Origin of the sequence: Labrys wisconsinensis (assembly GCF_030814995.1) — a bacterium.
Classification (GTDB): Bacteria; Pseudomonadota; Alphaproteobacteria; order Rhizobiales; family Labraceae; genus Labrys; species Labrys wisconsinensis.
The window spans coordinates 36,995-57,495 of the sequence record NZ_JAUSVX010000007.1 but is presented as its reverse complement, the minus strand read 5'-3'; the positions used below and the strand labels follow the sequence as shown (position 1 = coordinate 57,495).

General features: G+C 67.4%; 17 protein-coding genes and 1 pseudogene. 5 read left to right on the top strand and 13 right to left on the bottom strand.

The window, feature by feature from the left end; translation table 11 throughout:
- Positions 1 to 131 precede the first annotated feature (131 nt).
- The gene (locus QO011_RS18960; protein ID WP_307275040.1) at positions 132 to 1,370 is read left to right on the top strand and encodes a tyrosine-type recombinase/integrase; all 1,239 of its coding nucleotides are present in this window, start codon (positions 132 to 134) and stop codon (positions 1,368 to 1,370) included.
- Positions 1,371 to 1,457: 87 nt separating this feature from the next.
- On the opposite strand, the gene QO011_RS18955 is transcribed toward QO011_RS18960, so the two are convergent.
- Positions 1,458 to 2,678 (bottom strand): porin, encoded by a 1,221-nt coding sequence (locus tag QO011_RS18955; RefSeq protein ID WP_370881981.1) that lies wholly within the window; start codon positions 2,676 to 2,678, stop codon positions 1,458 to 1,460.
- A gap of 1,183 nt (positions 2,679 to 3,861) precedes the next feature.
- Here QO011_RS18955 and QO011_RS18950 point away from each other — a divergent pair.
- Complete coding sequence (locus QO011_RS18950) at positions 3,862 to 5,160, top strand: porin (protein WP_307275038.1); 1,299 nt, start codon at positions 3,862 to 3,864, stop codon at positions 5,158 to 5,160.
- Between the two features lie 839 nt (positions 5,161 to 5,999).
- Here QO011_RS18950 and QO011_RS18945 read toward each other — a convergent pair.
- From QO011_RS18945 to QO011_RS18920, 6 genes and pseudogenes are all read right to left on the bottom strand, one after another.
- Positions 6,000 to 6,452 (bottom strand): transposase, encoded by a 453-nt coding sequence (locus tag QO011_RS18945; protein ID WP_307275610.1) that lies wholly within the window; start codon positions 6,450 to 6,452, stop codon positions 6,000 to 6,002.
- Positions 6,380 to 7,060, bottom strand: a pseudogene (locus QO011_RS18940) (IS256 family transposase). Before QO011_RS18940 ends, QO011_RS18945 begins: the two are co-directional and overlap by 73 nt.
- A 40-nt stretch (positions 7,061 to 7,100) precedes the next feature.
- Positions 7,101 to 7,265 (bottom strand): hypothetical protein, encoded by a 165-nt coding sequence (locus tag QO011_RS18935; RefSeq protein WP_307275036.1) that lies wholly within the window; start codon positions 7,263 to 7,265, stop codon positions 7,101 to 7,103.
- Positions 7,266 to 7,333: 68 nt separating this feature from the next.
- Positions 7,334 to 8,275: an alpha/beta fold hydrolase gene (locus tag QO011_RS18930; protein ID WP_307275035.1), complete on the bottom strand. Its 942-nt coding sequence runs from the start codon at positions 8,273 to 8,275 to the stop codon at positions 7,334 to 7,336.
- A gap of 48 nt (positions 8,276 to 8,323) precedes the next feature.
- A complete protein-coding gene (locus tag QO011_RS18925) occupies positions 8,324 to 10,396 on the bottom strand; it encodes a lytic transglycosylase domain-containing protein (RefSeq protein ID WP_307275034.1) in 2,073 nt (690 codons plus the stop codon).
- A 367-nt stretch (positions 10,397 to 10,763) separates the two neighbouring features.
- The gene (locus tag QO011_RS18920) at positions 10,764 to 12,053 is read right to left on the bottom strand and encodes an MFS transporter (protein ID WP_370881980.1); all 1,290 of its coding nucleotides are present in this window, start codon (positions 12,051 to 12,053) and stop codon (positions 10,764 to 10,766) included.
- Between the two features lie 242 nt (positions 12,054 to 12,295).
- On the opposite strand from QO011_RS18920, the gene dapA reads away from it, so the two are divergent.
- From dapA to QO011_RS18905, 3 genes are all read left to right on the top strand, one after another.
- Entirely contained in the window at positions 12,296 to 13,186 is an 891-nt protein-coding gene (gene dapA / locus QO011_RS18915) for a 4-hydroxy-tetrahydrodipicolinate synthase (RefSeq protein WP_307275031.1), read from the top strand.
- Positions 13,187 to 13,190: 4 nt separating this feature from the next.
- Positions 13,191 to 13,661, top strand: a complete 471-nt coding sequence (gene smpB / locus QO011_RS18910; protein ID WP_307275029.1) for an SsrA-binding protein SmpB — start codon at positions 13,191 to 13,193, stop codon at positions 13,659 to 13,661.
- Positions 13,662 to 13,863: 202 nt separating this feature from the next.
- Entirely contained in the window at positions 13,864 to 14,676 is an 813-nt protein-coding gene (locus QO011_RS18905) for a DUF2189 domain-containing protein (protein WP_307275027.1), read from the top strand.
- Positions 14,677 to 14,694: 18 nt separating this feature from the next.
- Here the strand turns inward: QO011_RS18905 and QO011_RS18900 are convergent, their stop codons facing one another.
- Genes QO011_RS18900 through QO011_RS18875 form a run of 6 tightly spaced genes read right to left on the bottom strand, consistent with a single transcriptional unit; the run spans position 14,695 to position 20,300 of the window.
- Positions 14,695 to 15,642, bottom strand: coding sequence for a nucleoside hydrolase (locus QO011_RS18900; RefSeq protein ID WP_307275025.1), 948 nt, complete (start codon positions 15,640 to 15,642; stop codon positions 14,695 to 14,697).
- Between the two features lie 20 nt (positions 15,643 to 15,662).
- Positions 15,663 to 17,039, bottom strand: a complete 1,377-nt coding sequence (locus QO011_RS18895) for an amidohydrolase family protein (RefSeq protein ID WP_307275023.1) — start codon at positions 17,037 to 17,039, stop codon at positions 15,663 to 15,665.
- 19 nt (positions 17,040 to 17,058) lie between these two features.
- Positions 17,059 to 17,805, bottom strand: a complete 747-nt coding sequence (locus tag QO011_RS18890; protein ID WP_307275021.1) for an ABC transporter ATP-binding protein — start codon at positions 17,803 to 17,805, stop codon at positions 17,059 to 17,061.
- Entirely contained in the window at positions 17,802 to 18,557 is a 756-nt protein-coding gene (locus tag QO011_RS18885) for an ABC transporter ATP-binding protein (protein ID WP_307275019.1), read from the bottom strand. The genes QO011_RS18890 and QO011_RS18885 overlap by 4 nt, the downstream gene beginning before the upstream one ends.
- The gene (locus QO011_RS18880; RefSeq protein ID WP_307275017.1) at positions 18,541 to 19,416 is read right to left on the bottom strand and encodes a branched-chain amino acid ABC transporter permease; all 876 of its coding nucleotides are present in this window, start codon (positions 19,414 to 19,416) and stop codon (positions 18,541 to 18,543) included. The genes QO011_RS18885 and QO011_RS18880 overlap by 17 nt, the downstream gene beginning before the upstream one ends.
- On the bottom strand, positions 19,416 to 20,300 hold the full coding sequence (locus QO011_RS18875; protein ID WP_307275014.1) for a branched-chain amino acid ABC transporter permease: 885 nt from the start codon (positions 20,298 to 20,300) through the stop codon (positions 19,416 to 19,418). The genes QO011_RS18880 and QO011_RS18875 overlap by 1 nt, the downstream gene beginning before the upstream one ends.
- Between the last annotated feature and the right edge of the window lie 201 nt (positions 20,301 to 20,501).

Below are 20,501 nucleotides of genomic sequence, written 5' to 3'. Positions count from 1 at the left end.
ACGATTTGTATTGAAATTGAAATTCGATACGTGACGTCGCGTTTTTAAATAAAAGAAGGTAATTTGATGTCGAATTTATAATGTAGTTGCACGAGTTTAGAGAACTGTTAGGGTGATCGTTAGGGTGAGACATGACGATACAGACGAATAGATTGAGTGCTCGCGGCGTCGCGGCCCTTACGAAACCTGGTCGGCACGCGGATGGCGGCAATCTTTACTTGGTCATCGACAAGGCCGGCTCCAAGCGCTGGGTGTTCTTGTTCCGCCATGGCGGCAAGCTCAACGAAATGGGGCTCGGCGGGCTGAGGTCCGTCTCGCTCGCCCGGGCCCGCGAGCTCGCCCGGGGCGCGCGCGAGGTGCTGGTCGACGGCCTCAACCCGATCGAGGCCCGGCGCAGCCAGCGCAGCGTGCCGAGCTTCGGCGAGGTCGCGGACGAGTTCATCGCCTCGATGTCGACGAGCTGGCGCAGCCGCAAGCATGTCGGCCAGTGGACGACGACCCTGACCGAGGAGGCGGCGGCGCTGCGCCCCGTGCCGGTCAACCGCATCACCACCCAGCACGTCCTTGCCGTGCTGAAGCCGATCTGGACCGCGAAGCCGGCGACTGCCGCGCGGCTGCGCGGCCGAATCGAGCAGGTGCTGGATGCGGCCAAGGCGCTCGGCTATCGCACCGGGGAGAACCCCGCCCTGTGGAAGGGCCATCTGCGCAACCTGCTGCCGGCGCCGCAGAAGCTGACGCGCGGCCACCACCAGGCGCTGCCCTATCCGGAATTGCCGAGCTTCATCAACCTGTTGCAGGAACTCCGCTCCGTGCCGGCCCTGGCGCTGGAGTTCACCATCCTGACAGCGGCCCGCTCCGGCGAGGTGCGCGGCGCCACCTGGAGCGAGATCGACCTCGAGGCCGGGCTCTGGATCGTGCCGGCTCAGCGCATGAAAGCCGGGCGCGAGCATCGCATCCCCCTCTGCGATCGAGCGCAGGCAATCCTGCGCGATATGGCCGGCCTGCGTCGGACCGGCGCCCCCGCCGAGCTGGTCTTCGCCAGTGCCCGCGGCGGCCGGCCACTGTCCGACACCACGCTGAGCACATTGCCCAAGCGCCTGGAGGTCGATGCCACCGTGCACGGCTTCCGCTCGACCTTCCGCGACTGGTGCGGCGAGGCGACGAACTTCCCGCGCGAAGTGGCCGAGGCTGCGCTGGCCCACATCGTCGGCGACCAGACCGAGCGCGCCTATCGCCGCGGCGACGCGCTGGAGAAGCGGCGCCGGCTGATGGACGCCTGGGCGGCATATTGTGAGGGGAGGGAAGGCGCCGCCGGTGTCACGGTCCGCCCGTCGGGGGGCGCTGTCGAAGCGCACACCCGCCTGGCGTGAGGCGGCCCGCCGCATCCGTGTCGCCGATGCGTCAAACGAAAAAGCCCGGCTTTCGCCGGGCTTTTCCTTGAGCGGAGATCGCGAGGATCAGAACACGCGACGGATACGAATGCCGCCGTTCCAGGAGTCGGTGTCGCCGTTGACATCAGTGAAGGCGCCGCTGCTGTCGACAGAAACCGGATAGACGCCGTCGCCAAAGTGCTTGTAGTCCTTCTTCTGATACCAGATTTCGCCGCTGACCGTCAGGCCCTTGACGATGGTATAGGTGGCGTTGATACCGGCGATATAGGCAGTGAAGTCATCCTCAAGCGGCGTGATAGGACCGCCGAAGAACGAGCTGTCCACGTCACCGGCATTGTAGTCGACGTAGCTACCGAAGGCCGTGACGTTGAACGCAGGCGTTACATCGACGCCGATTTCACCGGTGATCGACCAGCCCTTACCCTTCTCAGTACCGACCGGGATGCCGAACCCGGTCATAACCGCGTTGCTAGTCGTGTAGTCAGCTTCCGGATCGCTCAGGCCAAGATAGTTGTTGGCACCTTCGGCGTAGACGCCTTCCAAGGCGATATGTGCACCGGCCAGGAACGGCAGCTTCACGCCCACACCGGCGCCGGCCGCCCAACCCCAATCATTGCTGCTGCTGACGCCGGTGGGATAGTTGATCTGGTGGGCCGCAGCGAACACCGCAGCTTCGCCCCAACCCTGGTCGATACGCAGCTGACCAACGATGTCCGGAGCACGGGAGCCGCCATAAGTTCCCGTCGCTCCGATCGTGGCTGCGCCACCACCGACCGAGATCGTCGAATCCCACAGCGACGAGCGATGCTCGATATTGTCTTCGACCGACAGGGTCGCCGAGAAGCCGCCGCCGAAGGTCGCGGTGTAGGCCAGCAGGTTCACCGTGGACTGCGACGTGAAGTACGGCGCGAAGATCGTGTCGCCATAGTCGTTGTCGTAGATGCCGAAGAAGGTATGGGCATAACCGGCAGTGAAGCCGCCGAGCTGGATGAACGCCTTGTCGACGACGAAGCTGTCACGCCCGCCATTGGCTGCGGTGTTGTTGGCATAGATGTCGAGCTGCAGGAAGGAGCGCAGCAGACCCCATTCGGTCTGGGTACGCGCATCCCACATCACGCGGGCTTCGGTCTGGAAGTCCGTCGCGTTGGCATCCCGCTTCGTGCCCGACGCGCTATCCTTCGGCTGGAAGAACAGGTACTTGGCGCGGATTTCTCCCTGCAGACGGAGGCAGGTGTCGGTGCCGGGGATGTAGAAATAGCCCTCGCCAAACTCCGAGCAGACTTTCACATATTCAACCGGTTCCGCCGTATTGTTTATGTAAGCTATTGATATTATTCATCAATAATATTTTCTCTTGAATCTTCTCCCAACAAACAACCCAACACCGTCTTCCGCGCCGCGACTGTGTATCCGCGGAGTGGGTGAGTGACGATACAAATCGGAGATCGGATGTCGTATGTGTTTACTGCTATGCTTCCAATATGTTTCCGACTGATGACTTATCAGTTACATATTGATACACTACTTCGACGCTCGACCGGCGCGAAAGCTGATTCCGCAGACTGTGGTGAGACCGCCGCTCCAGCCAGAATACCATCGACTAATCAATATGTTGAGCATTGTTCCTGTGGATTTCCATCGCGCTCCGCGGAGCGTAGCCCGCCCCGCTCGCTCCTCCAGCGGCCGTTGGGGTGCAGGGACTCGTGCCGTGGGGCGCGCGGCCGTCCGCCCTTTTCCCAATGGCCCGGCGGGGCCCTGCGCGCCTGTCGCGATTGATCCCTCACCCGGCTGTGCGAACGATCAGGCGCGACGTCCCCTCCGACTCGCCGGCAGCCCCCTTTGATCCGGCGGCGCGAGTCGACCGGAACGAGTCGACCGGGAAGGGGAACTCGATCGTCTCGGGCTTCGACCGCCGGGCGGGCCGGCCTCCCGGCACTGCCAATCGAGGCGTCGCCACAATTGCCAGAGGGCGACCTGCCACCCATGCCCGTCTCCGACCCGCCCGCATGGCCTGCGGTCGGCCGCGCCGATCTCGATCCAGTCCGCACCGCAAGGAGATCTCGGTGAAGCGCGCCCTGGGCGGTCGGCCGCGCCGATCTCGATCCAGTCCGCACCCGGCGCAACCGAAGTGCTTGAAAAACCGTAAAGATCCGCCCCTGCTACCGGATCGGGTTAAGGATCCGTTCACCTTTTCCTAACGTTTCGTTAGGAAGTGCCGATCGGTGGTCTTCGATGTTGTGTCCTTTTGGTGACAGGTGGCGCCAAAGCGACTGCAACCGGGCAAAACAAGGGCAATGGCTGTTGTCCCGTCCGCGCCGATGAGTACCCTACATGCATCGATTCACAATGTTGGGTCGTGTCCGGAACGCCGACCGTCAAGTTGGGGAAACCGGGGTCTCGCGAACCGGTCGGAAGCTGAGCGTCAACGCGGTGCTTCGGATCAAATGATAATAGTCTTGGAGGTCATCCTATGACGATGAAGTCTCTTCTCCTTGGCGCCGCAGCGGGTCTGACGACCGTTGGCGTCGCCCAGGCCGCCGATCTGCCCATGACGAAGGCGGAACCGGTTGAATACGTTAAGGTCTGTTCGGAGTTCGGCGAGGGCTATTTCTATATCCCCGGCACCGACACCTGCCTCCGCCTGCAGGGCGAAATCCGCGCCAAGTACCGCTTCTATCAGCCGAAGGACACGGCAGCGGGCTCGAAGCGCGACGCCAATGCGACGGACTTCAGCACCGAAGCCCGCGTGATGTGGGATGCGCGCACCCAGACCGAGTGGGGTCTGCTGCGGTCGTTCTTCCAGATTGACGCGACAGCGAACAACGGCAGCAACAACTTTGTCGTCGACAAGGCTTTCATCCAGCTCGGCGGCTTCACCGCTGGTTATGCCCATACCTTCTTCGGCATCTATGACAACGACTACGGCGATACGATTTACGCTGGTTACTTCACGTCGCAGTCCACGGTGAACTTGCTGGCCTACACCGCCACCTTTGGCGGCGGCTTCTCGGCCACCCTGTCGCTCGAAGACAATATCGAGCATCGCTCCTCGCTGTGGAATTCGACGTTCACGGCAATCAAGGATGACGATGGTATCACGACTGGTGTTGCGTTCGGTGGAGCTGGCACCTACGGCGGGTCTCGCGTCCCGGACATCGTTGGCCAACTCCGCATTGACCAAGGATGGGGTGAAGCTGCCGTCTTCGCTGCTGGTCATCAGATCAATTACCCGGCCGGTGTTGCCGGCGCGAGTGATTGGGGCTGGGCGGCTGGTGCGGGCGTCGGTGTAAAGTTGCCGTTCCTCGCCGGTGCGCATGTTGCCTTGGAAGGCGTGTATGCCGATGGAGCGGCCAATTATCTCGGGCTTAGTGATCCGGAAGCGGCTTATTTCGCCGGGTTCGGGAAAGAAAAGGGCAAGGGGTGGTCGATCACCGGTGAAATCGGTGTCGACGTCTCGCCGGCGCTCAACATTACTGTGTTCGGCAGCTATGTTGACTATAATGCTGGCGACCCACTCAAGAATACCATCTTCGCGGACCTCACTCCCGGTGTGGATGACTTTACGGCATATGTCGCGGGTATCAACGCGACTTACACCATCGTTAAGGGTCTGACGGTCAGCGGTGAAGTGTGGTACCAGAAGAAAGACTATAAGAACTTCGGTAGCGGGACTTTCCCGACGAACTTCAACAACGGTGCCCTCGGTGGCTCCGTTGATGGTGATACGAGCTCTTGGAACGGTGGCGTTCGTATTCGCCGCGTGTTCTGATCTTTATCTCTCATGATTTACAGAAAGACCCAGCGAAAGCTGGGTCTTTTTGTTATGTGCGCCCGGCATGGGCGCACTCTTGCGGGTGAGAGCCCCGCCGTGAGCTGGTCACAGCGAGTGAGGAGAAGCGCAACTGCGTGAGGGTGACCGAGTGTGGGGAGGATGCGTGGATCGAAGCTGCGGGCCGATGGAGAAGAACGGGATAGAAGGCGACGCCGACCGGGCGAGCGGGCAGAAACCGCGAAGCTCTCGTGACCAACGGTCGGCGGCGTAAATCTGGCGGTCATGCAGAGTGCGTTCTTACCTGGGGAGATCTCGCCTTGCGCCTGAAAGGGCGACGATGGCTGTGAGGCCGGCGGAGCGAGAAGTCAGCAGAGGCCGTGGTAGCCGTGACGGCTAAGGGCCGAACGAGGAGAGCGCGTTCACCGTGCCGCTTGGCCCCGCCTGCATCAGAAGTCCGATGAATTGGCATCGGAGCACGCCATGACCGGGAGAATTGAAGCCGGTCCAGGGGCGGTTTTGTGTGATGAAGCGGGTCTGGTGCGGCAGGGATGGAACGGCTCGGGCCCAGGTCTGCTGAAGCAGCTTGCATGCGACAACCTGCTCCGGGCCTGGAAGCAGGTTGCGGGGATGTCTGGCAGTGCCGCATCAACGGATTGCGATTGCGGACACGCGAGCGGAAGATCCATACGCGACGCCCCCGTGCGGCATTGACGGGCAGCCATTTCCGGACGTGTTTGTTGCTGTGCCTTTGAGGCGAGCGGGGACTAGGGGGGCGAATGGTTAGTGGTTCGATGGGACTGTCAGGAATTTCGTGTTCGGGGCGGGCGGATTTCTTCTCAGGCGCGCATTGCCAATGAGAAGCGCTCGCCGAACATGACGGCCATCTGGGCCTTGGCAGCCGCCCACTCGCGCGGGGGCATCTTCCACTCCTTTTCCGAGCGATTCAAGACCAGGAAGAGGAGCTTCAGCGCCGCCTCGTCGTGGGGAAAATGGCCCCTGGCCCGGACTGCTCGGCGCAGCTTGGCGTTCAGCGCCTCGATGGCATTGGTGGTGGAGAGGATGCGGCGCACCTCGCGCGGAAAGGCAAAGAAAGGGAACCTCCTGCCAAGCCCGGCGCCAGGCCTTGCCGATCGCCTCGTATTTGCGGCCCCAGGGGCCAGCCTCGAAGGCCGTACGCCATCCGCCGCCCTGTCGTCCATGGCGTCGTAGATCGTCTTCAGCGCCGCCGCGACGGGCTTGCGATCCTTCCAGGAGGCGAATTCCATGCTGTGGCGCAGGAGGTGGACGATGCAGGTCTGGACGATCGTCTCGGCGACAAACGCTGCGCGTTTGCGCTGGGATAGGCCGCACCGATCGCCTCGGGAAACCCCTTCAGGCCGTCGACGACGGCGATGAGGATATCTTCCACGCCGCGGTTCTTCAGCTCGTTCAGCACGCGCAGCCAGAACTTGGCGCCCTCATTCTGCTCGATCCACAGGCCGAGCACTTCCTTGGCGCCGTCGGCGCGCACGCTGATCGCCACGTCGCGATAAACGCTTTGCGTTTACGCTGGAATGGCCTTGTTGCGCACCAAGCTCTCGTCCCGGATCTTGACCCGGATCGCGTCGAGGAAAACCAGGGCGTAGGTGGCCTCCAACGGCCGGCTCTGCCAAGCCGTCACTTCCTCGATCACGGCGTTGGTCACCGTCGAGATCAGCTCGGCCGAGACCTCGATGCCGTAGAGCTCGCGCAGATGGCCGGCGATCTCACGCATGCTCAACCCGCGCGCATACATCGAGATGATCTTCTCGTCGAAGCCGGGAAACCGGCGCTGGTATTTGGCAATCAGCTGCGGATCGAACGTGGCTGACCGATCCCGTGGAACGGAAAGCTCGAGCGCCCCGGCGTCGGTCAGCACCGTCTTCTTGCCGTAGCCGTTGCGGGTGTTGCCGCTCTCGTCACCGGCCAGGTGAGTCCAGCTCCGCCTTCAGCGCCCGCTCGGCGAGCGCCTTCTTCAACTGATCGAGCAGGCCGTTCTGATCGAAGGCCGTCTTGGCATCCGCCTCGCCCAGCAATTGGTCGAGGATCGCATCAGGGACAACAGGCTCTCTGCGGCGGGCCATAAGGGATCTCCATTCTTCCCATTATGCCCACCCCGAACACGAAATTCCTGACAGTCCCGCTTCGATCGTCAGCCCTCTACGCCAGCGATCGTCCCCTCGGGTCCGCGCGGGACTTCCGCCGCGATCCCTTCCACAAACCCTACGACCCTCCCCACCACCTCCGCCTCCCACAGCACCGGTGCGTGCCCCTGTCCCGCCACCGTCAGCACGTCGGCATCCGGCCGCCGCTCTGCCATCGCGGCAAGGGTCTGCGCCGACAGGATGTCCGAGTGTTCGCCGCGGATCAGCATCAGCGGCACGTCCTTGAGCGCGTCGAAGAAGGGCCAGAGTGGTGGCAGCGGCTTGTCCGGCGCCAGGGCCTCCAGCGAGGCGGTCAGGGCCGGGTCGTGGTCGGCGACGAGGGCGCCGCCGCGCTCGATGAAGCTGCGCGCGGCGAGGCGGGCCCAGTCGGCGGCGCCGAAGGCGGGGAAGCCGGGGCCGGCGATCCCCTGCAGCAGCGCGGCCGCCTCCTCATAGGTCTTCGGCGTCGGCATCTGCCCGACATAGCCCTTGATGCGCATCAGGCCGGTCATCTCGATCACCGGGCCGATATCGTTCAGCACCGCGCCGGCCAGCACGTCCTTGTGCGTCGCCGCCAGCAGCATGACGTGCATGCCGCCGCGCGAGGTGCCGACGAAGACGGCGCCGGCGAGGCCGGCGGCGGCGAGCAGCGCGAGGATGTCGGCGCTCTCGACCGGCAGGTCGTAATTCCTGGGGTTGGGATCGTAGTCCGAGCGGCCGCGGCCGCGATAGTCGAGCGCCAGCACCCGCCGCGGGCCCCCGTCGGCGGTGGCGAGCGCCGAGGCGAGCTCGTGGAAATCGCCGGCGCTGCGCGCCAGGCCCGGCAGGCAGACGACCGGCGGGGCCGCCGCATCGCGCGGGCCGTAATCGCGGGCATGGAGCTTCAGGCCATCGGCCGAGGCGTACCAGAGATCGGTCCAGGGAGCATCGAGCGAAGCATCGATCGTCATGGGCAACCCTCGAGATGACGGCGGCCTCGCGGCGAGCCCGCCGCAGGGCTAACGGATCGTCCCGCGCCGCAGGTCCTTCTCGATCAGCAGCGCCGACTTGGCGCCGAGGCGGGCACGGTAGACCTGGACGTTCTCCATGACGCGCTGCACGTAGTTGCGCGTCTCGGTGAAGGGGATGCGCTCGACCCAGTCGATCGGATCGATGCGGGGGTCGCGCGGGTCGCCATAGGTGCCGACCCATTGGGCGACGCGCGAGGAACCCGCATTGTAGGCGGCGAAGGCCATGATGTAGGAGCCGTTGAACTTGCCGATCAGCTCGCCGAGATGGGCCGAGCCGATCTGGGCGTTGTAGGCGGGGTCGCGCGTCAGGCGGCTGGCGTCGAAGGCCAGGCCGGCCGACTTGGCGGTGGCGCGGGCGGTCGAGGGCATCAGCTGCATCAGGCCGCGGGCGCCGGCATGGCTGACCACGTCGTGGCTGAACTCGCTCTCCTGGCGGGCGATGCTGTAGACCACGGCGCGCTCGACATCGGCCACCGAGCGGTAGCTCGGGATGGCATCGGTCGGGAAGGCGATGGCGTCGAGCGGCAGCCCGCGCTGGGTCGCCGACTTGCCGATGCTGAGCAGCGCCTTGGAATCGTCGTTGCGCGCCACGAGGCTGCCCAGCAGCGCCAGCTGCTCGGTATCCTGCAGGCGGCCGGCCATGTCGCCCACCAAGATGCGGGCGAAGTCGCGCTCGCCGAGGTCGTAGAGCATCGAGATGGCGCGCGGCGCCAGGAGGCTGTTGAAGGCCGCCCGCGTCCCGGCGGTGATCTCGGGCAGCGGCTTCAGGTCGAGGCTGGAAAAGCCGAGCTTGGCCCGGGCGATCTGGCCGTAATAGGTGGTGGAGTAGCGGGCGGCGGCGGCATAGAAGCGGCCGGCGCCGGCCTTGTCGCCCAGGGCCTCGGCGGCGCGGCCCTGCCAATAGGCGCCGCGCGCCAGCGAGATCGGCCGGGTGGCGATCTCGCTGACCTTGGCGAAATGGCGCGCCGCGGTCTTGGCGTCGCCGATGAAGCGCAGCGCGATCCAGCCGCAATGGAACTCGGCCTCCATGCCGGTCTGGTCGCTCTCGGCGGTATAGCCGGAGGCGACGGCATAGGCGGTGCGGATATCGCCCTTGTCGAGGAGATCGCGCGCCACCAGGCGGCGCTCGGTCCACCATTCGTCTGGGCGCACCAGGGCCTCGGCGCCGCGCGGCGCCTTGAGCAGCAGCGCCGCCGCCTCCTTCGCCTTGTCGTTCCGCCTGAGATAGCTGATGCGGGCGAAGAGATAGGCGGGGTCGGAGCGCAGGCTCGCCGGCACGGCGGCGAGCAGGGCGCCGGCATTGCCGGCCTTCTTGGCCACGGCGATGCGCGCCTTGGCCAGGGCCGTCATCTCGGCCCCGGCCCGCTGGGCCGCGCGCAGGCCCTCGACGGCATTGCCGTCGTAGATCATGCGGTCGACGCGATACTTCATGTCGGCCCGCGTCAGCAAGGCGCTGAAATTCTTGATGATATCGCCTTCGAGGCCGCCCGACAGGCTGTCGTTGCGATAGGCGTCGCGGATCAGCGCCGTGGCGCCGGCGCGATCCCCGGCCTTGAGCAGCACGCGGGCGAGGGCCACCTTGCCCTCGTCCGTCTGCGGCGCCTGGGCGGCGAAGGAGGCGCGCACCGTGCCGTCGTCGATATTGTCGTTGTAGAGCGCTTCCTCGCCGCGGGCGCGCACGCTCCTGGCCGAAGGCCAGTTCGGGAGGCTGGTCAGGAAGCGGGCGATGCGGGCATAGCCGATCTGGCGCGGCGCCGTGCGGATGGCGATCCATTCGGCCGTGGCCCGGGCCGCCGGGTCGCTGATCGAACGGGCGCTGGCATCGCCGCCGGACAGGTCGCCGCGCTTGTAGGCGGCGATCGCCGCCTTCAGCATGGCGAGCTGGGCGCTGGGCGCGCTCGGCACGGTGCTGCCGATCGAGCCGGTGATGTCGCTGTTGCGGACCGCGATCACGGGTGGGGGCGGGCGCGTGCCGTCGCCCACCGGCGCCAGCGGTGCGGCCACCGCGGCCGTCAGGATCAGGGCGTACAGGGACGAACCGGACAGGATGCGCAACAGCATTATCGAGACGGCCTTCTCACTGGATCCTCGAAAGACCGTTTTCTCGCCTCCGCGTTGACGATCCGTAAACCAATCGGGCGCAAGCCGGGCCGGTCGATGGCGTGGTTAACCCAGCGTGAATCCGGCGGACGGCTCCGCACCCTGACACGTCGGACCGGCCGCGCCTGTTGCGCCGGTCACTGGCCCATCCCGCCGCAGCCGGCGGCGGCCGGCCGGGCGCGCACGATCGGCCGCTTGCGTCCATGCCGTTGCTGTGCCCGGAAATTGCCGCGGAAATAGGGCGTGGGCTCAACGGGTTGCCGCGGCTGGTGCAGGATGCGCACGAAGCCGCCGGATCGGTGCGAAGGCGGCGGCCGGCCGCCGCGTCTCAGCCGGCGGCGAGGGCGCGCCGGCCGAGGCCGGTGCGATAGAGGATCAGCGTCGCCGCCAGGCTGAGCGCCGCCGCCAGCATCAGCCAATAGCCCGGCGCCGCCTTGTCGGCGGTCTCGCGGATCAGCCAGGTCGAGACCGCCGGCGTGAAGCCGCCGAGCGCCGTCGCCAGGCTGTAGGCCAGCGAAAAGCCCGAGGTGCGCACATGCGCCGGCACCACCTCGGTCAGCGCGACGACCATGGCGCCGTTATAGCTGCCATAGAGGAAGGAGAACCACAGCTCCACCGCCAGCATGCCCTCGAAGCTCGGCGCCGAGACGAGCTCGGCCAGGGCCGGATAGGCCGTGCACAGCATCAGGGCCGAGAACAGCGCCAGCACCGGGAAGCGGCCGATCCGGTCGGAGAGAGCCCCCATGATCGGCAGCCAGAGGAAGTTCGAGGCGCCGACGCACAGCGTCACCAGGAGGCTGTCGGCCTCCGATAGCTTCAACACCGCCTTGCCGAAGGTGGGGGTGTAGACCGTGATCATGTAGAAGGAGATGGTCGTCATCAGCACCAGCGCCACGCCGAGCGCCACCACGCGCCAGTTCTCGGCCAGCGAGGCGGCGACCTCGGGAAGGGACGGCCGGCGCGTCTGCGCCTCGAAGGCCGCAGTCTCGCGCAGCTGCCGGCGGATCAGGAAGATCAGCGGCACGATGAGGCAGCCGATGAAAAAGGGGATGCGCCAGGCCCAGTCGGCGATGGTCTGCGGCAGGAACAGCTTGTTGAGGGCGAAGCCGATCAGCGCGCCGACGATGATCGCCACCTGCTGGCTGGCCGACTGCCAGGCGACGTAGAAGCCCTTGTGGCCGGGCGTGGCCATTTCCGACAGATAGACCGAGACGCCGCCGAGCTCGACGCCGGCGGAAAAGCCCTGCAGCAGCCGGCCGATCAGCACCAGCAGCGGCGCCAGCACGCCGATCGTGCCATAGCCCGGCACGAAGGCGATCAGCACCGTGCCGGTGGCCATGATGCCGAGCGTGACGATCAGGCCCTGGCGCCGGCCGATCCGGTCGATATAGGCGCCGAGGAACAACGCACCGATCGGGCGCATCAGGAAAGCGGCGCCGAAGGCCATGAAGGTGGCGAGGAGCGAGGAGGTCTCGTCGGCTGCGGGGAAGAAGGCCGCGGCGATCTGGTTGGCGAACAGGCCGACCAAGAAGAAGTCGAACATCTCCAGGAAGTTGCCGCTGGTGACGCGCAGCACGGTCGCAACTTTCGATTGGCCTGGGCTAGCCATGGGTCGCATCCTCGCATGGGCTGCGGCGTCGTCGCTCGGAACGGGCGATGCGGGGCGGCCTGCGATCGTGCCGATAGGCCCGTCCAGGTCCGAGCGCAAGGGCGAGGCGGCCGGGGAGCGCGACCAGCCCGGCGCTTGCCCTGCGAATGCCGCGCTTTGCGCCGTCCCCGCTCTTTCGTCCGGCGTCCGGCTCGTATATGCCTGCCCGTTCCGGACAAGCCTCGAGATCGATCCGGACGTGGAGCATTGAGATGTCGACGGCACGCTACAAGGGTTCGTTCACGGCGCTGATCACCCCCTTCCGGGACGGTGCCGTCGACGAGAAAGCCTTTCGCGAGCACGTCGCCTGGCAGATTGCCGAGGGCACGCAGGGCCTCGTCCCGGTCGGCACCACCGGCGAAAGCCCGACGCTCAGCCATGACGAGCACAAGCGCGTCGTCGAGATCTGCGTCGAGGAGGCCCGCGGGCGCGTGCCGGTCATCGCCGGGGCCGGCTCCAACAACACGGTGGAGGCCGTCGACCTCGCCCGCCACGCCGAGAAGGCCGGCGCGGATGCGGTGCTGGTGGTCACGCCCTATTACAACAAGCCGACCCAGGAGGGCCTCTACCGGCACTTCAAGGCGGTGAACGATGCGGTCGGCGTCCCGATCTTCATCTACAACATCCCGCCGCGCTCGGTGGTCGACATGTCGGTCGACACCATGAAGCGGCTGTACGAGCTGAAGAACATTGCCGGCGTCAAGGACGCCACCGGCAATCTCGCCCGCGTCAGCCTGCAGCGTGAGGCGCTCGGGCCGGACTTCATCCAGCTCTCCGGCGAGGACATGACGGCGCTCGCCTTCAACGCTGCCGGCGGCGTCGGCTGCATCTCGGTGGTCTCCAACGTCGCACCGCGCCTCTGCGCCGAGCTGCAGAGCCTGAGCCTCAAGGGCGACTATGCCGCGGCCCTGACGGTCCAGGACCGGCTGGTGCCGCTGCACGCGGCCACCTTCCTGGAGCCGGGCCTCGCCGGCGCCAAGTGCGGCCTCGCCCATCTCGGCCGCGGCCGCGAGGACGTGCGCCTGCCGCTCCTGCCGGTCACGGAGCCGACGCGCGCGGCGATCAAGGCGGCAATGACCCATGCCGGCCTGATCAACGGATGAAGCGATGACGGAACGACAGGCCGCCCAGAAGCTGGTCGCCGACAACCGCAAGGCGCGCTTCCACTACGAGCTCCTCGACACGTTCGAGGCCGGCATCGCGCTGACCGGCACGGAGGTGAAGTCTCTGCGCCTCGGCAAGGCGACGATCGGCGAGAGCTATGCCGGCCCCTCCGGCAACGAGCTCCTGCTGTTCAACGCCGACATCCCCGAATACCTGCAGGCCAACCGCTTCAACCACGAGCGCAAGCGGCCGCGAAAGCTCCTGCTGCACAAGCGCCAGATCAGCAAGCTGATCGGCGCCGTGCAGCGCAACGGCCTCACCATCGTGCCGACCAAGCTCTATTTCAACGAGAAGGGCATGGCCAAGATCGAGATTGCCCTGGCGCGTGGCAAGACGCTCGGCGACAAGCGCGAGACCGAGAAGAAGCGCGACTGGGACCGCGAGAAGGGCCGCCTGATGCGCGACAAGGGCTGAGCAGCGTGCAGGCAGGTTCGGGAGAACCTGCTTGGGCCCCGCCGCTCGCGCTCCCCAAATCGTGTTCGCCGCCGGTGCGACAACTTGTCCTCCGCCGTGTATAACGGGCCGGCATGAAGCAAGGCTCGACGCCGAGGGCGGCCGGCCGTGTGGTCCCGGTGCCGCCTTCGTCGCGGCCGCTCGAACGGGCGGGACGATTGCCATGGCCAACGCGCATCTCCACCTTTCCGACTATCTCGTTCCCAATGCCGGAGCGACCCTCGCACCCCTGCCGGTGCGCCGGATCGGGCTTGGCGACATCGAGGACGCCCTGCGCCAGGGGCTTGCCGATTTCCTGGCGCAGCCGAGCCACCTCCTGTTCCTCGGCTTCATCTATCCGCTGGCCGGCGTGTTCCTCGGCCGGCTCGCCATCGGCTACGACGTGCTGCCGCTGCTGTTCCCGCTGATCGCCGGCTTCGCCCTGATCGGCCCCTTCGCCGCGATCGGCCTCTACGAGATCAGCCGGCGCCGCGAGCTGGGGCTCGACACCGCCTGGTCGCACGCCCTCGATGTGCGCAACTCGCCGGCGATCGGCAGCATCGCCATTCTCGGCCTGGTGCTGACGGTCCTGTTCGTGGCCTGGCTGGTGGCGGCGATGCTGATCTACCAATGGACCATGGGCGATGCCATGCCCGCGACCATCGGCGGCTTCCTCGGCGACGTCCTGACCACGCCGGCGGGCTGGGCCCTGATCATCTTCGGCAACGGCGTCGGCTTTCTCTTCGCCGTGGCGGCGCTGCTGATCAGCGTCGTCTCCTTCCCGCTGCTGCTCGACCGCCACGTCAACGTGATCGCGGCGATGCGAACCTCCATCCGGGCGGTGCGGGTCAACCCCGGCATGATGATCCTCTGGGGCCTGATCGTCGCCGCCGGGCTGGTGGTCGGTTCGCTGCTGTTCTTCGCCGGCCTGGCCATCGTCATGCCGGTGCTCGGGCACGCCACGTGGCATCTCTACCGCAAGATTGTCGAGGCCTGAGGCGGGCCGGGCGCCCGGTCACGGCAGCCGCGACAGGCGCTCCAGCATCAGGGCGTAGAAGGCGGGATTGTCGAGGTCACGCAGCACCAGGCAGTTGGGCGCCTGCTTGGTGACGTTCCACCAGTCGACCACGGTCATGCCCGCCGTCAGCGGCGAGACCAGGTCGATGGCGACATGGCAGCGCCGGCCCGAGAACAGCTCGGGCCGCAGGAGGTAGCCGATCACGCAGGGGTCGTGCAGGGGATAGTCGTCCGTGCCGAACTTGGTGTTGCCGTAGCGCTGGTAGAACTCGGCCATGCCGGCGGCCTGGATCGCGGTGCGGGTGCCGACGGCGCGCAGCCGCCGCAGCCAGTCCGGCGTCATCACCGCCCTGTAGGTGCAGTCGATCGGCACCATGGTCAGGGGTACGCCCGAGGTGAAGACCACATGGGCGGCGTGCGGGTCGACGAAGATGTTGAACTCGGCCGCCGGCGTGGTGTTGCCGCCCTCGAAGAAGCCGCCGCCCATCAGCACCACCTCTTCGAGGCGGCCGGCGATGGCCGGCTGCTTCACCATCGCCATGGCGAGGTTGGTCATCGGTCCGAGCGTGCAGACCGTGACCGAGCCGGGCTCGGCCGCCATCACCGTGTCGATGATGAAGTCGACGCCGTGCAGGCTGCCGAGCGGACGTGAGGGCGCGGGCAGCTCGCAGCCGTCGAGGCCGCTGTCGCCGTGCACGTACTCGGCCGTGAACAGCGGACGCACCATCGGCCGGGCGCAGCCGGGATAGACGGTGATGTCGGGCCGGCCGGCGAGCTCGACCACCCTCTGGGCGTTCTCGGCCGTGCGCGCCAGCGGCACGTTGCCGGCGACGGCCGTGATGCCCACCACCTCCAGCTCGTCCGGGGAGCCGAGCGCGAGCAGGATGGCGAAGGCGTCGTCCTGGCCGGGGTCGGTGTCGATGATGATCTTGCGCGGCATGGGCATGCTCCTCGATCGTGCCGGGCTCAGGCCATGCCTTCGGCGGCGAACAGCGGCTGCGCCCGCTGCCAGACGTCCTCGGCCACGTGCTGGGCTTCGCGGATCACCTCCGCCTCGTCCATGCGGGTCAACCGCTGGTCGTCGACCAGGCATTCGCCGTCGACGAACACATGGGTCACGTCGCGGCCGCAGGCGTTGTAGACGATGTTGGTGACGAGGTTCTCCGGGCGCAGCGGATTGGCCCAGGCGGTGGAGACGTCGAGCAGGATCACGTCGGCCTTCTTGCCCGGCTCGAGCGAGCCGACCTCGGCCTCCAGGCCGAGGCAGCGCGCTCCATCCAGGGTCGCCATGCTCAGCACGTCGGCGGCGAGGCGCACCCCGACCTCGCCATAGAGCACGCGGGCGATGACGATGGCCGAGCGCATCACGTTGAACATGTCGTTCGACAGCCAGTCGCTGCCGAGCGACACTTTCATCCCCGACTGGTAGACCTTCTGCATCGGCGGGTAATAGCCGCGCTTGCCGACCAGGAAGGCGGTGTGGCTCATGCAGGAGCCGGTGTCGACCATCAGGCCGATATCCTCGTCGTCCATGTAGACGCAATGGGCGCCGATGAAGCCGGGCCCGAGCATGCCGAGGTCCTGGAGCAACGGGATCGACTTCTTGCCCCAGAGCTTGAGCATGAACTCGTTCTCGCCCGGCACGGCGCACAGGTGCGTGTGCAGCCCGACGCCATATTTGCGGGCGAGATCGCCGAGCCGGCCCATGGTCTCCGGCCGCAGCCGGTCGGGTCCGTCCGGCGCGACCCGGCAGGTGATGCGCCCGTCCGCCTTGCCGTGCCAGTTTTCGAGGAGGTCGATCGCCTGGTCGATGCCCTCCTCGACCAGGCGCTGGTCCCAGGTCCGCTCGAAGCGGCCGAAGCCGATCTTGGAGGAATCGACTTCGCGGATCTCGGCGGCGACGATGCCGCGCAGGCCGACCGCCTCGATGATGCGGGCGGACTGGGGCTGGTGCCACCAGCATTCGTTGATGGTCGTGGTGCCCGTCTTCAGCATCTCGATGCCGTGCACCAGGCCGGGCAGGTAGACGTCTTCGAATGTGATGATGTTCTCGTGCATGCCGAGCGCGATGCGGAACGGCCCGCCGAAGGTCGGCACATCCTCGGTCAGCGCCTTGGTCAGCGCCCCGGCGAGATGGGTATGCGTGTTGACGAAGCCCGGCAGGATCGCCCGCCCCCTGGCGTCGATCACGCGATCGGCCGTCGCCTTGTGCGGAGCGAGATCGGCCGTCGTGCCGACCGCCGCGATGCGGCTGCCGTCGAGCACGATGGCGCTGTCGCTGACCACTTCCGGGCCCTTGCCGCTCATCGCGATGAGATAACCGCCGCCGATAAAGGTTCGCATGGGAGGGCTCCGATCCTGGTCAGGGTTGAGATGGTCCGCCGGCACCGACGCTGCCGTCGAGGAAGAGGGCATGCAGGTCGCCCGATGTGACGGCGCCGACGGGCATGGTCGCCGCGGCGCGGCCGCGCACCATCACCACGACGCGGTCGGCGAGGGCGAGGCCGCGCGCCACGTTCTGCTCGACCAGGAGCACGGGGATGCGGCGCTCGCGGCGGATGCGGTCGATGGCGGCGAAGACGAGGTCGATCGCCGCCGGCGCCAGGTCGCTGGAGGGCTCGTCGAGCAGGAGCAGGCGCGGCTCGGCCATCATGGTCAGGGCGATCGACAGCATGCGGCGCTCGCCGCCCGAGAGCGCGCCGGCGCGGGCTGCGAGCCGCTCGGCCAGGCGCGGGAACAGGTCGAGCACCGCGGCCTGCGCCGCCGCCTGCGCTGCCGGGCGCAGGAAGGCGCCCATCCTGAGATTGTCGCGCACGCTGAGCCCGGCGAAGACATTGCCGGTCTGCGGGACATAGCCGATGCCGGCTGCCGCCCGCCGATGGGCCGGCCAGGCGGTGATGTCCTCACCCGCCAGCGCCAGGCGGCCGCCGGCAAGGCGCGTCAGCCCCATGGCGGTCTTCAGCAGCGTCGACTTGCCCGAGCCGTTGGCGCCGAGCACCAGCAGGATCTCGTCGGGCTGGAGCGCCAGGCTCAGGCGGTCGAGGATGACGAGCGGGCCGTAGCCCGCGGTCACCGCGTCGAGCTGCAGGGGCGGGGCGGAGGCGGTCATCCGATCTCTCCGAGGTAGGAGCGCATGACGCGCGCGTCGCGGCGGATCTCGGCCGGCGAGCCGCGGGCGATCACCGCGCCGGCGTCGAGCACAACGACCTCGTCGCAGACATCGGCGACCATCTCCATGTTGTGCTCGATCAGCATCACCGTGCGCCCCTCCGCGGCCATGGCCTTGAGGAAGACGACCTGATGGGCCACCAGCACCGGATTGACGCCGGCGGCCGGCTCGTCGAGCAGGATGAGCCGCGGATCCGCCATCATCGCCATGCCCATGGACAGGAGCTTCTGCTGGCCGCCGGAGAGGCTGCCGGCCGGATGGTCGGCGAGATGGGCGAGACCGAGGCGATCGAGCATGTCGAAGGCGGCCCGGACGGCGGCGGCCTCGGCGCGCTGGGCCCGGCCCGGCCGGAACAGCAGCGTCGCCAGAGCCTCGCCCGGCTGCCGCCGGGCGCCGGCCAGCATGTTCTGGGCCACCGTCAGCCGCCGGGCCAGGTTCGGGATCTGGAAGGTCCGGGCGACGCCTTGCGCCGCGACCGCGTGCGGCGCCCCCGCCGGCAGCGGCCGGCCGTCGAGCAGCACCGTTCCGGCCTCCGGCGCGATCACGCCGGCGACGACGTTGAGCAGCGTCGACTTGCCGGAGCCGTTCGGCCCGATCAGGCCGAGGATGCGGCCGGGGTGCGCCTCCAGGCTGACGCCGTCGAGCGCCCGGACCCCGGCGAAGGAGACGGCGACGTCACGGATCGACAGCACGGGTAACGACCTTGCGTTCGGGGCACAGGCCCTCACGGCGGAGGAGGAAGACCAGGATCAGCGCCAGGCCGAACACGGCGAGGCGCAGATTGGCGACGAGATCGAAGGGAAGGCCGCTCCAGGCGGCGACGAAGCGGGTGGAGACGCCGAGCAACTGGACGAAGGCCGTGCCGACCAGCGGACCGACCAGCGAGCCCGGACCGCCCAGGATCAGCGCCGTCCAGACGATGAAGGTCTCCGCGACGGTGAAGCTGGAGGGGGCGACATAGCCGACGATATGGGCGTAGAGCGCGCCCGCCGCCCCGGCCATGGCCCAGGACACCAGCACGACCAGGGCCTGGAAGCGGAACGGGTTGCGACCGAGCGCGGCCGCGAGCATCTCGTCCTCGCGGATGACGCGCAGCATGCGCCCGAGCGGCGAGCGGTCGATGCGCAGGCAGAGCAGGGCGGCGGCACCGAGCAGCGCCAGGGCGATGGCCATGGCCGCGAACGGGTCGGCAATCCGGGCGACGGTGGTGCCGTCGGCCCCGCCCGCCACGGCCGGCAGGTTGACCATCATCAGGCGGAAGATCTCTGCGACGCCGAGCGTGACCAGCGCCCAGTAGTCCTGCGTCAGGCGCCGCACCGGCGCCAGCACCACGAGGCCCGCGGCGGCGGCGAGCGCGAGGCCGAGGGCGATGCCGGCCGGGATGGGCAAGCCGTGCTGCGCCGCGATGGCGGGCCCGAAGGCGCCGAGGCCGACCGGCAGGATCTGGCCGAAATTGACCAGGCCCGTCAGCCCGAACTGCAGGTTGAGGCTGAGCGCCACCACGGACCAGACCGCGATCATGGTGACGGCGAAGACGAGGAAATCGACCATCAGCGCAGCCCGCTGCTGCGATGATGGCGCGGGCGCAGGCAGAGCACCAGCACCATGGCGGCGACGGCGATCGTGTCGCGGAACTGGCTGGGCAGGAACCAGGATCCGCTGGTGAACAGGGCGCCGAAATCGACGCCGATGGCGATGTTCTGGGCGAGCGACAGGATGCAGGCGCCGAGCACGGCGCCGCCGACGCTGGTCAGGCCGCCGAGCGTCACGGCCGCGAACACCGGCAGCAGGATCTGCAGGTCCATGTCCGGCTGCAGCCGCGTCTCCAGGGCGAACAGCGTGCCGCCCAGGGCGGCGAAGGCCCCGCTGACGAACCACATCAGCGCGGTCAGCCTTTCCGGGGCGATGCCGCGCGTCCGCGCCAGGTCGCGATTGTCGGCGAGCGCGCGCAACGCCGTGCCGATGCGGGTGCGGGTCATGGCGAGGTGCAGCGCCGTCATGGCGAGGATCGTCGTGGCGACGACGGCGATGTCGAGGCCGGTGACCACGGCATCGCCGACGAGATGGCTGTCCGTCTCGACCTCGAAGACTTGCGCCGCGCCGCCGAACACGGCGGCGACCAGCGAGCGCAGCAGGAGCGCGACGCCCCAGGACACGATCATCTTGGCTTCCGGCCTGAGGCCCTGGAGCGGCGCGAACACCAGGCGCTCGACGGCGATCGCCAGGAGGCCGGTGAGCGCCGCCGAGACGGCGACGGCGAGCGGCAGCGGCAGGCCGCACCGGTCGAGGGCGAAGCTGGCATAGGCGCCGATCACCGCATATTGGATATGGGCGAAATTGGCGAAGCGCACCACGGAATAGGTCAGCGCCACGCCGACTGCGATGATGGCGATCTCGCTGGCATAGACGAGGGCATTGACGAGCACTTGCAGCACGGGCGAGGGTCCTGCGGATCCCAAGGATCCGCTTAACTGATGAATTCAGAGCGCGGAACCCCTCTCCCGGCCGGGAGAGGGGCAGGGGTGAGGGACTAGACTTTGCAGAAAGGGGCGGGGTTTCCGCGCCTATTGCTTACCAGTATTTCACAGGGCAGTCGTTTAGGCCCCCACCCCTGCCCCTCTCCCAGCCGGGAGAGG

Excerpts from the sequence above, each read along its gene's own strand:
- QO011_RS18960 (WP_307275040.1), top strand. The coding sequence starts at position 132 with ATGACGATACAGACGAATAGATTGAGTGCTCGCGGCGTCGCGGCCCTT.
- QO011_RS18950 (WP_307275038.1), top strand. The coding sequence starts at position 3,862 with ATGACGATGAAGTCTCTTCTCCTTGGCGCCGCAGCGGGTCTGACGACC.
- QO011_RS18935 (WP_307275036.1), bottom strand. The coding sequence starts at position 7,265 with ATGGCCCGCCGCAGAGAGCCTGTTGTCCCTGATGCGATCCTCGACCAA.
- QO011_RS18930 (WP_307275035.1), bottom strand. The coding sequence starts at position 8,275 with ATGACGATCGATGCTTCGCTCGATGCTCCCTGGACCGATCTCTGGTAC.
- QO011_RS18925 (WP_307275034.1), bottom strand. The coding sequence starts at position 10,396 with ATGCTGTTGCGCATCCTGTCCGGTTCGTCCCTGTACGCCCTGATCCTG.
- QO011_RS18920 (WP_370881980.1), bottom strand. The coding sequence starts at position 12,053 with ATGCGACCCATGGCTAGCCCAGGCCAATCGAAAGTTGCGACCGTGCTG.
- dapA (WP_307275031.1), top strand. The coding sequence starts at position 12,296 with ATGTCGACGGCACGCTACAAGGGTTCGTTCACGGCGCTGATCACCCCC.
- smpB (WP_307275029.1), top strand. The coding sequence starts at position 13,191 with ATGACGGAACGACAGGCCGCCCAGAAGCTGGTCGCCGACAACCGCAAG.
- QO011_RS18905 (WP_307275027.1), top strand. The coding sequence starts at position 13,864 with ATGGCCAACGCGCATCTCCACCTTTCCGACTATCTCGTTCCCAATGCC.
- QO011_RS18900 (WP_307275025.1), bottom strand. The coding sequence starts at position 15,642 with ATGCCCATGCCGCGCAAGATCATCATCGACACCGACCCCGGCCAGGAC.
- QO011_RS18895 (WP_307275023.1), bottom strand. The coding sequence starts at position 17,039 with ATGCGAACCTTTATCGGCGGCGGTTATCTCATCGCGATGAGCGGCAAG.
- QO011_RS18890 (WP_307275021.1), bottom strand. The coding sequence starts at position 17,805 with ATGACCGCCTCCGCCCCGCCCCTGCAGCTCGACGCGGTGACCGCGGGC.
- QO011_RS18880 (WP_307275017.1), bottom strand. The coding sequence starts at position 19,416 with ATGGTCGATTTCCTCGTCTTCGCCGTCACCATGATCGCGGTCTGGTCC.